Source organism: Aedoeadaptatus coli (genome assembly GCF_900343085.1).
GTDB lineage: Bacteria > Bacillota > Clostridia > Tissierellales > Peptoniphilaceae > Aedoeadaptatus > Aedoeadaptatus coli.
On sequence record NZ_OPYI01000013.1, the window covers coordinates 21,185 to 34,360 of the forward strand.

Consider the following 13,176-nt stretch of genomic DNA (forward strand, 5'->3'; position numbering starts at 1 on the left):
TCTGATTTCAGATATCCTTATTCCTTTTATTGTATTCAATATACCATTCTATGTATCGTTACGCAATAGCGATTTTCCCGTAAATGACCTCATTCCGAAGGGATATAAAAAACCTCCCCGATTTTTCGACGGAGAGGTCGTTTTTCCAACAAACTAATTTAATTGGCTTTTTAAATTCAGCATCATTTGGGTGGCTTCTTCTCTGCTCGCCGTGCCTTTGGGATCAAAGACATGGCCGTCGCGACCGTGTAGAATCCCCCTCGTCTTAAATTTGCCACGGCAGGCCGATAGACGAGCTATTCTTCCGCTTGGATGCCATGACAAGGGCATTGTATTTGCCCATTAAAGATAAGTACGCACTTACCAGCATCCTCATTGCCCACGACATTGACGAAGCCCTGCGCATGAGCCATGTGATTTACGCCCCCGAAAAGAAATCTATCGCCTACACGCACAGGATTCCGGAAGAAGTTAAAAGAAAAGGGACGCAGCGAAAAGACTGCGCCCTTTTTCAAAAGACAAGATTCTATGGGATTTTACTTGTGCGCGGCCAATGCATCAAGCATGGCTTGATAATTGTTTGCCGCCATGAGAATTTGGACATATGCCCAGTGATTTTCACTGACGTCCTTAAAGGAATTGAAGTTCCCTCTAATCTTCATCAGATCTTGCTTGCTCATATTCCTGCCGTCGTAACGATTCAGAATCGTCACGGCTTCAGCTCTCGTAATGGCTCCGTCGGGTTTGAAGGTGCCGTCGGGGTAGCCGATAATTCGGCCGTTGCCGAAGGCTTGATTAATGGCAGCTTCAAAAGGATGACCCTTTACATCGGCGAAAGGCGCGATGCGATCCGTCTTTTTGTCGATGCCGGCCAATGCCCGGGCAAATTCGGCTCGCGTAATGGGTTCGTTGGGACGGAAGTTTCCGTTTTTATCCGCCAACATTAAATCATTTTTCACCATGGCGTTGATCACTTCGTTGTACCAACTGCTGTCCGTGTCCTTGAAACCGGGTTTGGCCTTGTTGCTCGTATCCAAACCCGCCAGTGAGGCGATCATGGACGCCGCCTCGGCGCGACTGATCTTTCCTCCCGGGCGGAAGCTGTTATCGCCGTAGCCGAAAATAAATGCCTGATGCTTTACTTTCGGTGCCTCAGGCGTACTCGGCGTTCCCGGATTTTCCGCAGCCGTCACTGCAACCATATCTCCGTTTTCAAAAAACGTTTCATTTGCAAATTTTATATAGACGATAGGTTTAATATATTTGGCATTTTCGGGTAGCTTCGTGATTTCGATTTCATAGCCGCCGGCTACTTGTTTTACCGTGTAATCATCCCGAGGCACTTCCTGCTTCTTATATTTCGGCGTCGCCGACGTGCTTGTATCCACCCTCGTCGATGGACTTCTTACTGCCTTGGGTTTCCCTTCTTCAAAATCCTTCTGTGTCACATAATTCAGCTTAAAGAAAGCTTCTTCATTCTCGCCGATCTTTCCGGCCCCTGCAAGATTCGACTGAATTTCAATCTTATTGTCCTTTAATGCCACATACTTTTTATTATTGTGGGGGTTGAGCTGATCTCGCTTCCCCAGTACCTTATAATTGACGAGAGCTTTTTTCGTATAATCCCTGAAGAGGCCGGATTTCTTTCCATTAACCTTTTTATAAGGGACACTTTCAATAAATTTCAATTCCTCTTCCGTAATTTTTTCTTTGCCTAATAAAGTCTTCGCTTTTTCAACGGCGCCCTTGACTTCATCTTTCACGCCCGGCTGAAATTCAATGGAATCGCTGTCAAGAACCTTCTCTTCCACTGTTTTCATGTACCTTTGAAGTTCGGCCTTGGCCTGTCTAACCCTTTCGGCAAATTCCACATTGGTCTTGTCCGCTTTGGAATTTTTCTCTTTCGCTTGCTCGCGTTCAAGGCGACTTATACTTTGGTTCCCGACAAGCGCCGGCTTTTGATTCGCATCCATTGCCCTATTCGTTCCGGAGCCGGAGGCGGCATAGGAGGACCCCGGTAAAAATCCTGCAATTAAGGTAAAGCCTAAAAGGCATGAGACGAAACCGACAGACAATTTTCGCATTCCGTAACGAGGTCGTTGCTCTTTTTGTTTCATATTTTCTCCTTCATTATAAATTCCATGGCCCCTTTGTCCGCATCAAATCTATGTATTTTTCCATAGCAGACCTAATCCAAAGTTGTCATGAGCAAAGTGATCTTCTAATTCGAAATTATATCACGCTGATATTAATTATCAACTGTTGTTTTTATATTTCTTCTCTTTTCCTTTATTTTTGCTTTCTGCTGCCTTTTTATTCTTATGTTCTAGCTCATTTAAATTATTTCTTCCGCGCGGCTTTTTGATGGCTCTTTCAAAGTAAAGAAAAAGCCTCTGCAGTTGTTTTCTACGCCTGCAGAGGCTTTTCTCATTTCTTTTTTCTGATTGTCCGTTTAATTTAATTGATTTTTTAAATTCAGCATCATTTGGGTGGCTTCTTCTCTGCTCGCCATGCCCTTGGGATCGAAGATATTTCCGTTCTTGCCGTGTAAAATACCCCGCGCCGTCAAGTTCGCCACGGCGGGCCGGAAGACGGGGCCGATGGCCGCCGCATCTTGAAAGGGCAGATCCTTTACATTGTCGTCGTATTTCATGGCGACGAAAAGGATTTTCGCCATTTCTTCCCGGCTGATTAAGCGTTCGGGGCGGAAGCTGCCGTCTTCGTAGCCGTCGATGAGCCCGGCACTTCTCGCCGCCGCCACGGCTTTGGCGTAGTAGGCATCGGCGGGTACGTCGGAAAAGCCTCCGCCCGCTTCCGTCATGGGCAGGCGAAGGGTGAGGCCCATCAAGAGGGTAAACTCGCCCCGATTCATGGCCTCACGCCCCTGAAAGCTCTTCAGGCCCCGGTAGGCGGCGGTGTTGATCCCCGCGTGGTTCGCCCGACTCGGCACGTCTTTCGCCCAAGGGGATGTGGCGTAGCGGCTCATCGCGTAATTTAAAAGGGCCATGGTGTCGTGGTAGCGCTGATCCTGTCCCACGGATCCCATGACCACGGAAATCAACCGGCGGCCTTTTTTCGTGTAGGTTGCCGTGAGGCATTGGCCGGAATAGGAGGCCGTCCCCGTTTTAAATCCGTTGATTCCCTTGAAGTGGCGGAATTTTCGATAGAACTGATTGGTGGAGCGGTAGATTTCGCTTTTGTACTTGGTCTGATGTTTCGAGGTGGTGTTTAATATCTCCGGATAGTCGCTGATAATGGCGCGGGTCAAAAGGGCCTGTGCCCTGGGGGTGACGCGGTTGGGCTTCAGGCCGTTGGCCTCGGTGTAGTAGGCGTCGATGCCGAGCAATCTCGCCTTTTCGTTCATGCGATCGGCGAAGCGGGCCTCGCTTCCGCCGCCGAAGTATTCCGCAATGGCGATGCCCATTTGATTGTTGCTGCGAATCAAATAGGGCTCGAACAAATCGCCGAGGCGCTCCGTGTCGGCGAAGTCCGTCTTGTCCCAGGGGGACTGATTGCGGGCGTTGTCGGAAATGGGAATCACCGCATCCCATGTGGCTTCTCCGGTGCGCAAGGCATCGAGGACGATGTAGGCCGTCATGACCTTGGTCATGGAGGCGGCGGAACGGGGCGTGTCCGCATTTTTTTCGTAGAGCACCTGCCCCGTGTCGTAGTCCATGACGATGGCCCCTTGGGCGCTGATTGTCGGCGCACTTGCGGCAAAGGCCGCAACCGGCGTAAGTAGGATGGCGACGATCAACAGAAATGCCGCCGCGCGATTGAGTCGTTTCATTGTATTCCTTTCAGTTTTATCGACCATTTATAAACGTGCCGTGAAAACGCCCCGCGCATTTTCGCAGGGCGCTTAATTACTTCATATCCGTGTCGAAAAGTGCCGTGATTTCATCGGGTTTGTAGCCTACGACGACCTGATCGCCTGCGATGATCACCGGCACAAATTTATAGCCCTTTTCCTTAAAATCGCGGTGGGCTTCCGGATCCTTCGTAATATCTTTTTCAATAAAGGAACGGTGGAGTTTGTCCCTGAACATGGCTTTCGCCATGACGCAATACTTGCAGCCCTCTTTCGTATACATAACCACGTCTTCCGCCTTTTGTGTCGGCGGCGCGTAGTCTCCGGCTTTTTTGGAAATTTTCGCCATTTCCGAGCGACGAACGGGGCGATCGCCTCGGAAGAAGCCGTCGCTGCCTTCGGCGGCCAGGATGCCTTCTTTCACTAACGCGGCCACGTAATCGGCTGCGGGAATTTGCACGTCCATGTCATTGGACACGGTGCCCATCTCATCCAGGTCCTTCATTTTAAGATTGGAGTGATCTTTCGTCGCAGAAAGATTTAAGGCTCTGGCATAATAGGCGGCCACTTCTCTTCTCGGCGGAAAGACCATGTCTTTTGCGTTCAGCTGACCGGCTGCTTTGGCCTCTTGCAATTGTTTTTGAGTCATGACGCCCCGATCCAAGGCGTAGGCGGCGCTTTCTACGGCCCATTCCGGCACGCCGTTTGCCCGCGCCATGTCGCCATAAGTGAGCATGGCCTGTTTCATGGCCGCATCCGTCGGATTTTTCATCCCTTTGATCAAAACGAAGATCTCGGGCAGGCTCACGGGGCGATCCGGCTTAAATGTGCCGTCGGGATAGCCCTTCAATACTTTTTTATCCGCCATTTCGGAAATATAGCTAAAAGCCCAGTGGTCTTCTCCTACATCCTTGAAGCGGGCGGCGTAAACGCTTGTTGCGGGAATGCATAAGCTCAGTGCGGCCAAAAATAAGGCCAATGTCGTGGTTTTCTTTTTCATTGTTCTTCCTCCTTGGAAATGGATAATACTAAATCGGGATTGATTCGCTCCTTGTGGGTCTTCACGGTCTCTTCCAGCCGCCCTCTCACTTTTTCGCGCCTCGGGCAGGGAATCTCTCCGCTCAATACCGCCTCCGCCGGCAGCACGTGGAAGTATAGCCGGTCGCCCCAATGTTTGTCCACGTAGAGGGCGTCGGGCTGAAAGGCCACGACCTTCGTTCCCGTCTCGTCTTTTCTGAGGCGCGCCCGCACCATTTGCCCCGTCTCCACACGGCTCATATTCATGTACTCGCGCCGCTGATTGGAAACGAAATTGCCCATGGAATAGGCGACGAAGGTGTGCCTGTCGCCCTTCGCAATGTTGTCGATGGCGAGGGGCACGTGGGGATGGCTTCCGAAAATAATGTCCACGCCCTTTTCCGCCAGGTAGGCCGCTTGCTTTTTCTGCGTCGCCGTGGGTTCCTTAATGTACTCCTCGCCCCAATGCATGAAGCAGACCACGGCATCGACGCCCGCCGCCTTTAATGCTGCCATATCTTCGTCCACCTTTTCTTCGGAATAAATGGCCACGGCGTGGGGCTTGTCGCTGTTTGCCATGGCCCCGTCGTTTCCGTTGAGGCCGTAGGTGTAGGAGAGAAAGCCGATCTTTATGTTGTTCACGGTTTTAATGAGGGGCTTCGCTTCCTCTTCGCCTGTCCCCACCACATCCATGCCCGTTTGGACGAGGGCGCGGTAGGTTTTCTCCACGCCGGGTCCGAAGGTGTCGTAGGCGTGATTGTTTGCCGTGGACACCACGTCGAAGCCCACGGCCTTTAAGTCCCGAGCGATTTCCATGGGCGTCGCGAACATGGGAAAGGTGGTGTAGCCCTTCGCCCCGTCGGTTAAGGTGGTTTCCAAATTGATCATGGCCACGTCGGCATCGTCGATAAAGGGCTTCACATAGCGGAAGTCCTCGGTAAAATCAAAGCCATCGCCCCGCCTCGCTGCGTTGATCTGGGGCCGGTGCATCATGTAATCGCCGAAAGCGACGAGGCTGACCTCCGTGGGCGGCACCTTTTTTTCTTTCTGCTGCGGCGCCTCGGCGGCTTCACAGCCCGTTAAAATAAGAAGCGCCACCAATAAAAAGAGTCGAATTGTTTTCATCATCATTCCTTTTCTTCCGTTCATTCATTAACGTATTTATTGTATCAGTCTTTTCATATTTTTTGCACTAAAAAAGCGGGGTCTCCCCCGCTTTCGTCGACTACGTCTATAAGCCGTGTTTTGTATCGGTTAACTATCTGTCTGGTCTTTCCGTCGCCGGAAAGCTCTAGCGACCTACCTACCGGAGACGACGAGCAGCCGCCTTTTTCCCTCTTTGGTCTTGCTCCGAATGGGGTTTACATAGCCGCACAGTCGCCTGTGCGCTGGTGAGCTCTTACCTCGCCTTTCCACCCTTACCTTTGCAGGCGGTATCTCTCTGTTGCACTAGCCTTGGGGTCGCCCCCACCGGACGTTATCCGGCATTCTCGCTCTGTGGAGCACGGACTTTCCTCGCTACGCGCAGTTAACTGACGTACTCGACGAATTATTTTACCATATTTTATCTTAGATTTCAAAAACGAAGGGCGAATTCATCACCACGTGGGCACGGGCGCCGGAAATTTCTTCCACCCACTCCGCCATGGCCATTAAGATGGCCTTTTCGCTGTGGAAGTGGCCGATGTCCAAGACCATGAGGCCGATTTCCGCGGCGTGTTGGCCGTCGTGGTGCTTCACGTCTCCTGTGATGAGCACGTCGGCGCCTTTTAGGGCCGCTTCGTCGATGTAATCGGCGCCGCTTCCGCCGACGAAGGCGATTGTGTCCGCCGCTTCTTTCTTCACGCCGTAGCCCCGCACATTGTCGATGGCTTCGGCTTCAAAGACGGCCTTGAGATCGGCGAGGCTCATGTGGTTTTCGCCGATGATTCCCAACTCGTCTTCTTCCGACAAGACGCGGACATTTTTAAGCCCGAGCTTGTCGATCCACTGATCGTTCACGCCGCCCTTGGCCTTGTCCATATTGGTATGGGCGGAGTAGACGGAAATGCCGCGGCGGATTAAATCCACCACCATGGCGCCCTTGGTCGTCTCTTCCGCCACATTGGAGAGGCCGCCGAAGAGGAAGGGATGGTGGGTCAAAATCAATTCCGCGCCGACTTCCGCGGCGAGATCCACTACCTCCGGCACCACGTCCATGGCAACCACCACATTCGTCACCTCGCGATCGGTGAGTTTGATCTGCCAACCGCTGGCGTCCCAGGGCTCCTGAAGCTCTTCCGGCGCCCATGCGCACAAATTATTGATGATTTCTACACAGTTCAATGTATGCCTCCCATCTTTCCACGTCCCTTTTCGCCTTGTCGATTAAATCCTTTTTACCGCTGGCCACCACGGCGCGGGCCACGCCTACGAGGCGTGCCTTTTCTTTTTCAGCCATGGCGAGAAAGTCGCCGCAGTGAATAAAATTTTCCCAGGAAAAGGAATCGCTTCCGCCGGCTGCGATTTTCACGAGTGGATAAAATTTCCCCCGCTCTTCCACGAGATCCGCCTCCATTAAGCGAAAGCCCGATCTGCTTAAGTAATCGAAGAGGTCTTCCGCGCCCTGCATGGGCTGGACGATGCACCAATCCAGGGAATCCGCCACGTCTTTTCCGCGAGCTAAAATGTCGGCGATTAATTGGCCGCCCATGCCCATAATGATGGCGCCTTGAATTTCTCCCGCACGAATCGGTGCGAAGCCGTCGCCCAAGCGGGTTTCGAAACGGCCGCAAAAGGCTCCTGTTAGGAGCGTAGCCGCTTTGTTTAAGCTCGGGGCGGAAATATCCGTGGCGATGACTTTCTCGGCTCTGTTTGTCTCTAAAAGGGCGTGGGAGATATAGCCGTGATCGCAGCCTATATCTCCCACACAGTGAACCGCCGGGGTCATTTGAAAGACGGCCGTCAGCCGCTTCGACGATTCAATCATTCCAAAAAGTCTTTCAGCTTCTTGCTGCGGCTCGGATGGCGCAGCTTTCTCAATGCCTTGGCTTCGATTTGACGAATTCGCTCCCGGGTCACGTCGAATTCCTTGCCCACTTCTTCCAATGTGCGGGCGCGACCGTCTTCCAAGCCGAAGCGCAGGGTGAGCACTTGCTTTTCTCTTTCCGTCAAGGTGGTGAGGACGTCGCCTAATTGTTCCTTCAGGAGAATAAAGGTGGCCGCCTCTTGGGGAGAGAGAATGTCGTCGTCGGGAATAAAGTCGCCTAAGTGGGAATCCTCTTCTTCGCCGATGGGCGTCTCCAGACTCACGGGTTCTTGGGCGATCTTTTGAATTTCACGCACCTTGTCCACGGTAATGCCCATTTCCTCGGCGATTTCTTCCGGTTGCGGATCTCGGCCTAAATCTTGCACCAATTGCCGCTGTACCCGCACCAATTTATTGATGGTTTCCACCATGTGCACGGGAATACGAATGGTCCGCGCCTGATCGGCAATGGCACGGGTAATGGCTTGGCGAATCCACCAGGTGGCGTAGGTGGAGAATTTAAAGCCCTTTTTGTAATCGAATTTGTCTACGGCTTTCATAAGGCCCAAATTGCCTTCTTGAATTAAATCCAAAAAGCTCATGCCCCGGCCCACGTAGCGCTTGGCGATACTTACCACGAGACGCAAGTTCGCTTCGGCCAGTTCCTGCTTGGCCAGCTCGTCCCCTTCTTCCATGCGCTTGGCAATGGCCACTTCTTCGTCGGGCTCCAAGAGGGGAATCTTTCCGATCTCTTTTAAATACATGCGCACGGGATCGTCCACGCTGCCGCCTTTGACTTCCGTGGGCTCTTTCTTCTTTTTCGTCGCCTTATGCTTTTTTTCCTCGTCTTCTTTTAAAATTTCCACGTCGAGATCTTCAAACTCCGCATAGATGTCGTCCATTTCATCGCTGGATAAATCCACGTCATCCAGCGCGTCGATGACTTCTTTTGCCGTTAAGCTGCCGTGCTTGACGCCTTTTTTAAATAACTTTTCAATGGCCGGATCTTTTTCCAAAATGTGTTCGTCAAATTGGTGGAGTTGATCCTTGTGATCCATACTGTTCGTCATCTATGATTCGTCCCCTTTTCTACTTCCTGTAAACGTCGGTTTATTTCGTTGAGTTCATATAATTTCTCGGGCAGACTTTGATTCTCGTCCGCCTCATGGGCCTGTTCCATATGTTCTATATCGTGTAGTAATTTCTGACTGCGAAGCCTGAGCCCTTCGGCATAAATGCGGTCGATCAACTCGCCGACGATGGCTTCACCCTGTATTAGATCCATACCCTTTGTGAGGCGATAAAAACGGTCTTTCATCTCCGGATAGGCATCGAAAAATTGCCCCTTGCGCTCCTTCTCGGGAAGGTCCTCTTTGTAAAGATCCGCCATGGTGGTAAACATGGGGCCCCAGCTTTCTCCTGCGACAAATTTCCACTGATCCTTCGCCTCGATAATGGTGAAAAAATCTTTGTCTTCCAGGCCGTACTGCAAAAGACTCAGCCACAGACTTTCCATGGGATCCGCCTGAGGCGTTGTCATCGCCTTCTTGGGCCGCTTCAAATTGCCCCGGCGAATTTCCCCTTCGAAGGACTCGGGGCGCACGCCGTAGGTCTCGGCGAATTTCTTCGCGAAGACGTCGCGCTCCACCGGGCTTTTCACCTTCGACAAAATGGCCGTCACGCCTTTTAAAAATTCCGAGAGGGAAGCGGCGTCCTCCAGGTGAAAGTTTTTTTCCAGGTTTTGCACCTGAAACTCGATGGAGGAAAGGCCGCGGTTCAGCTTGCCTTCAAATGCGATTTTGCCGTAGTCGCGAATGTACTCGTCCGGATCTTTTCCCCCTTCCAGCACGACGATGCGCGGGCGGATGTCTTCCGCCGCCAAGATATCGATGGCCCTGTTCGTGGCCTGAAGCCCGGCATTGTCGCCGTCGTAGCAGATAAAGACCTGTTTGCCGTAGCGCTTAATCACCCGGGCTTGCTCCCGGGTCAGGGAAGTGCCCAGGCTCGCCACGGCGTAGCCGATCCCCGCCGCGTGAAGGGAGATCACGTCCATATAGCCTTCCACCAAGAGAATCCTGGAGCGATCCGATACTTTCATGACGCGATTTAATCCGTAGAGCTCCCGGCTCTTTTTGTAGAGCAAGGTGTCCGAGGAGTTTAAGTATTTCGGCAAGCTGTCGTCGAGAACCCGTCCGCCGAAGCCCACGACGCGGGATTTTCTGTCGATAATGGGAAAGATCAGGCGGTTTCTGAAGCGGTCGTAGTAATGATCTTTCTCCTCATTGTAGGAGAGAAGGTTCGCGTCGAAGAGCTCTTTTTCTTCGTAGCCCCTTTTCTTCATGTGGCTCAGCAGTTGATCGCCGCCGGCGGGAGCGAAGCCCAGGCCGAAGGCCATGATCATGTCTCTGCCGATGCCGCGGTTTTTTAAATAGTTCAGGCTGTGGGGATTGCGGCTCAAAATTTCCATGTAGTAAAGGGCCGCCTCCCGGTTCATGGCCACCATGCGGGCCCGCTTTTTTTCCGCCTCCGTGTCTCTGAAGGAAGGCTTTAAGTCGATGTTAAGGTCTTCCGCCAATTTCTCCACGGCTTCGATAAAGCCCAGGCCCTCTTTCTCCATGAGAAATTTTATGACGTCGCCGCCGGCGCCGCAACCGAAACAGTGGTAGTAGCCCTTATCCGGCTGCACAGAAAAAGAAGGGGTCTTTTCCGTATGAAAAGGACAAAGACCCATGTAATTTCTTCCTTTTTTCTCAAGTTTTGTGTATCGACCGATCCACTCGACAATATCGCTCTCTTCTTTTACCCGCTGAATAATTTCATCGTCGATGATCGAAGCCATATTGCCACCTGCTTTCTACAAACTGTGCCAATCCTTGGGCACGTAAAGTTCCTTCCACACATTGATGGCGAAACGGTCGGTCATGCCGGCGATGTAGTCGGTGACCATATCCGCTCGGCTCATGCCGTGGACCTCGGAAAAAGCCACGTGAGCATCGGGAATCGCCTCTGCGTGTTCCGTAAAATAGGCGTAGAGATCCCGAATAAGCCGCTCCACCTTTCCGTCTTCGCTCTTCACCGTGGGATTGAAATACACCCGCTGAAACATAAAGTTGCGCAGATCCGACATGGCCGCGTAAATGGCGGGATCCATGGTGATTTCATCCAGCGCTTCGCTTGCCTCGATGACGCTTTTTACCATGCAGGTAATGCGCTCGGAATGGCTCGCCCCCAAAGTGTCCACGATGTCTTTCGGGATGGCATCCATGGAGAGAACGCCGGCGCGAATGGAGTCGTCGATGTCGTGATTTAAATAGGCGATGCGATCGGCAAATTTAATGATCTGCCCTTCCAAGGTGTGGGCCGGATTCACGGCCTGCTCTTTGGAGTGGTGCAAAATTCCGTCCCGCACTTCCCAGGTGAGATTCAGCCCCGGCCGATCCCCTTTCGATTCCAAGAGATCCACCACCCGCAAACTGTGGGCGGCGTGATCGAAGCCGCCCGGGTGCAATTGCTTCAACACCGCTTCGCCGGAATGGCCGAAGGGGGTGTGGCCCAAGTCGTGGCCCAAGGCGATGGCCTCCACCAAATCTTCGTTTAGGCGAAGGCCCCGCGCCATGGTGCGGGCGATCTGCGCCACTTCCAAGGTGTGGGTGAGGCGAGTACGGTAGTGGTCTCCCTCCGGCGCGATAAAGACGTGGGTCTTGTGCTTCAGGCGGCGAAAGGCCTTGGAGTGAATGATCCTGTCTCTGTCTCGTTGAAAACAGGTGCGCATATCGCACTCGGGCTCCGGCATTCTGCGGCCCTCGGAGCGGGCGGCGTGTGCGGCCCGTTCGTCTAAAATCGCCTCTTCAACTTTCTCCCATCGCTCTCGCTGAAGCATAGGCCCTCCTAAAATCGGGAAATCATGTAGTCGTTTATGATTTCCGCCGTCTCTTCAATGGCTTTGTTGGACACGTCGATAATGGTGCAGCCGATGTCTTTCATGATCTGCACGGAGTAATCCACTTCTTCCTTGATGCGGTCCACATTGGCGTACTTCGCCGAGGAATTTAAACCCAAGGCCCGGAGCCGCTCTTCCCGAATGGTATAGAGTTTTTCCGAATTGGCGATGAGGCCGAAGAGCCTGCGCTTGTCTTTTTCGTAAACTTCTTTGGGCACGGGCACTTCCGGCACCAAGGGCACATTGGCCACTTTGTAAAGCTTGTTGGCCAAGTACATGGACAGGGGCGTCTTGGAGGTGCGGCTCACGCCGACGAGGACGATGTCCGCCTTCACCACGCCGCGGGGATCCTTGCCGTCGTCGTATTGCACGGCAAATTCGATGGACTCCACTTTTTTAAAGTAGTTTTCGTCCAGGCGGCGGATCAGGCCCGGCTGACGCATGGGCTCGTAGCCCAAAAGAGTTTCCAGCTTGTCCATGGGCGGGCCCATCACGTCCACCATGGCCAGGTTCAATTCTTTTTCTTTTCTCTTGATGTAGGCGCGGGTTTCCGTGTCCACATTCGTGTAGACCACCAGAGCCCGCTTTTGTGCCGCGGCTTCTTCGAGCAGGGGCTTTACCTGTTCCACGCTGTTGGTATAGGGGTAGCGCTTAATGGCGAAATCCTTCGTGTCGAATTGTTTTACCGAGGCCTTGGCGATTAATTCGCCGGTTTCACCGATGCTGTCACTAATGACGTAGACCATCAGTTTCGAGTCGTCGCGTACGGAATCAAGATTCATCGTCTCCCCCTAATTCTACAACTAAGCGGTTAATATTCGTCTTCGTCAAGCGGCCCACAACTTTCAGCTGCTCCTCCCCTACCACCACGGGCAGGGCGTCGATCTCCCCTTGATCGATGGCTTGGGCGGCTGTGTAAACGGAATCCTTCGGCCCGATGGAAATAATGTTGGGCATGCGGGTCATGATCATGGAAAGGGGCGTCTTTTCGAGATCCACTTGGCCGATGGCCGAGCGGAGCAGGTCTTTTCGGGACACGCATCCCACGAGAAAACCCTCGCGGGTAATGAAGATGGTGCCGATGTTTTCGAGAAAAACGGCGCAGATGCCGTCGTAGACGCTGGCCTTTTCGTCGAGAACCGCGGGCACGCTCATAATCTCTTCCACGTGAATGGAGTCTAAAATTTTTCGGATTTCGAGATGCGTGGGATCGCCCTTGTAGTAGTAGCCCACCTTGGGCCTGGCGTCCAGATAGCCGAGCATGGTGAGCACGCTTAAATCGTTGCGTATGGTGCCTCTGGCCAGGTCCAAAATGCCCGCGATATCGTCGCCGGTAATGGGCCCTTCTTCTCGAACGATTTGAATGATTTGCTCTTGCCGTTTACTCAGTTTCACCGGGCA

The 13,176-nt window shown here is 52.6% G+C and carries 11 protein-coding genes and 1 other RNA gene; all 12 read right to left on the reverse strand.

The features are described from left to right. Positions 1–536 precede the first annotated feature (536 nt). Positions 537–2,117, reverse strand: a complete 1,581-nt coding sequence (locus DG046_RS07675) for an S-layer homology domain-containing protein (RefSeq protein WP_108831926.1) — start codon at positions 2,115–2,117, stop codon at positions 537–539. A 335-nt stretch (positions 2,118–2,452) separates the two neighbouring features. Next, positions 2,453–3,790 (reverse strand): S-layer homology domain-containing protein, encoded by a 1,338-nt coding sequence (locus DG046_RS07680; RefSeq protein WP_159082103.1) that lies wholly within the window; start codon positions 3,788–3,790, stop codon positions 2,453–2,455. 76 nt (positions 3,791–3,866) lie between these two features. After that, complete coding sequence (locus DG046_RS07685; RefSeq protein ID WP_108831928.1) at positions 3,867–4,811, reverse strand: S-layer homology domain-containing protein; 945 nt, start codon at positions 4,809–4,811, stop codon at positions 3,867–3,869. Continuing rightward, positions 4,808–5,953, reverse strand: a complete 1,146-nt coding sequence (locus DG046_RS07690; RefSeq protein WP_159082104.1) for a CapA family protein — start codon at positions 5,951–5,953, stop codon at positions 4,808–4,810. The genes DG046_RS07685 and DG046_RS07690 overlap by 4 nt, the downstream gene beginning before the upstream one ends. Before the next feature lie 93 nt (positions 5,954–6,046). After that, an RNA gene (gene rnpB, locus DG046_RS07695) (RNase P RNA component class A) lies at positions 6,047–6,372 on the reverse strand. A 25-nt stretch (positions 6,373–6,397) separates the two neighbouring features. Beyond that, positions 6,398–7,153 carry a Nif3-like dinuclear metal center hexameric protein gene (locus DG046_RS07700; RefSeq protein ID WP_108831930.1) on the reverse strand — a complete coding sequence of 252 codons (756 nt, stop codon included), beginning with the start codon at positions 7,151–7,153 and terminating at the stop codon, positions 6,398–6,400. Beyond that, a complete protein-coding gene (locus tag DG046_RS07705) occupies positions 7,128–7,796 on the reverse strand; it encodes a tRNA (adenine(22)-N(1))-methyltransferase (RefSeq protein ID WP_108831931.1) in 669 nt (222 codons plus the stop codon). Before DG046_RS07705 ends, DG046_RS07700 begins: the two co-directional genes overlap by 26 nt. After that, positions 7,793–8,905: an RNA polymerase sigma factor RpoD gene (gene rpoD / locus DG046_RS07710; protein WP_199909599.1), complete on the reverse strand. Its 1,113-nt coding sequence runs from the start codon at positions 8,903–8,905 to the stop codon at positions 7,793–7,795. Before rpoD ends, DG046_RS07705 begins: the two co-directional genes overlap by 4 nt. Beyond that, the gene (gene dnaG, locus DG046_RS07715; RefSeq protein ID WP_108831932.1) at positions 8,902–10,674 is read right to left on the reverse strand and encodes a DNA primase; all 1,773 of its coding nucleotides are present in this window, start codon (positions 10,672–10,674) and stop codon (positions 8,902–8,904) included. The genes rpoD and dnaG overlap by 4 nt, the downstream gene beginning before the upstream one ends. Positions 10,675–10,689: 15 nt before the next feature. Then, a complete protein-coding gene (locus DG046_RS07720) occupies positions 10,690–11,715 on the reverse strand; it encodes a deoxyguanosinetriphosphate triphosphohydrolase (RefSeq protein WP_108831933.1) in 1,026 nt (341 codons plus the stop codon). Positions 11,716–11,723: 8 nt separating this feature from the next. Beyond that, on the reverse strand, positions 11,724–12,557 hold the full coding sequence (locus tag DG046_RS07725; protein WP_108831934.1) for a pyruvate, water dikinase regulatory protein: 834 nt from the start codon (positions 12,555–12,557) through the stop codon (positions 11,724–11,726). After that, positions 12,547–13,170 (reverse strand): transcriptional regulator CcpN, encoded by a 624-nt coding sequence (locus DG046_RS07730; protein WP_108831935.1) that lies wholly within the window; start codon positions 13,168–13,170, stop codon positions 12,547–12,549. The genes DG046_RS07725 and DG046_RS07730 overlap by 11 nt, the downstream gene beginning before the upstream one ends. Positions 13,171–13,176: the final 6 nt, after the last annotated feature.

Bases quoted from the DNA above. Each gene is read 5' to 3' on its own strand.
- DG046_RS07675 (WP_108831926.1), bottom strand. From the start codon at position 2,117: ATGAAACAAAAAGAGCAACGACCTCGTTACGGAATGCGAAAATTGTCT.
- DG046_RS07680 (WP_159082103.1), bottom strand. From the start codon at position 3,790: ATGAAACGACTCAATCGCGCGGCGGCATTTCTGTTGATCGTCGCCATC.
- DG046_RS07685 (WP_108831928.1), bottom strand. From the start codon at position 4,811: ATGAAAAAGAAAACCACGACATTGGCCTTATTTTTGGCCGCACTGAGC.
- DG046_RS07690 (WP_159082104.1), bottom strand. From the start codon at position 5,953: ATGAAAACAATTCGACTCTTTTTATTGGTGGCGCTTCTTATTTTAACG.
- DG046_RS07705 (WP_108831931.1), bottom strand. From the start codon at position 7,796: ATGATTGAATCGTCGAAGCGGCTGACGGCCGTCTTTCAAATGACCCCG.
- rpoD (WP_199909599.1), bottom strand. From the start codon at position 8,905: ATGACGAACAGTATGGATCACAAGGATCAACTCCACCAATTTGACGAA.
- dnaG (WP_108831932.1), bottom strand. From the start codon at position 10,674: ATGGCTTCGATCATCGACGATGAAATTATTCAGCGGGTAAAAGAAGAG.
- DG046_RS07720 (WP_108831933.1), bottom strand. From the start codon at position 11,715: ATGCTTCAGCGAGAGCGATGGGAGAAAGTTGAAGAGGCGATTTTAGAC.
- DG046_RS07725 (WP_108831934.1), bottom strand. From the start codon at position 12,557: ATGAATCTTGATTCCGTACGCGACGACTCGAAACTGATGGTCTACGTC.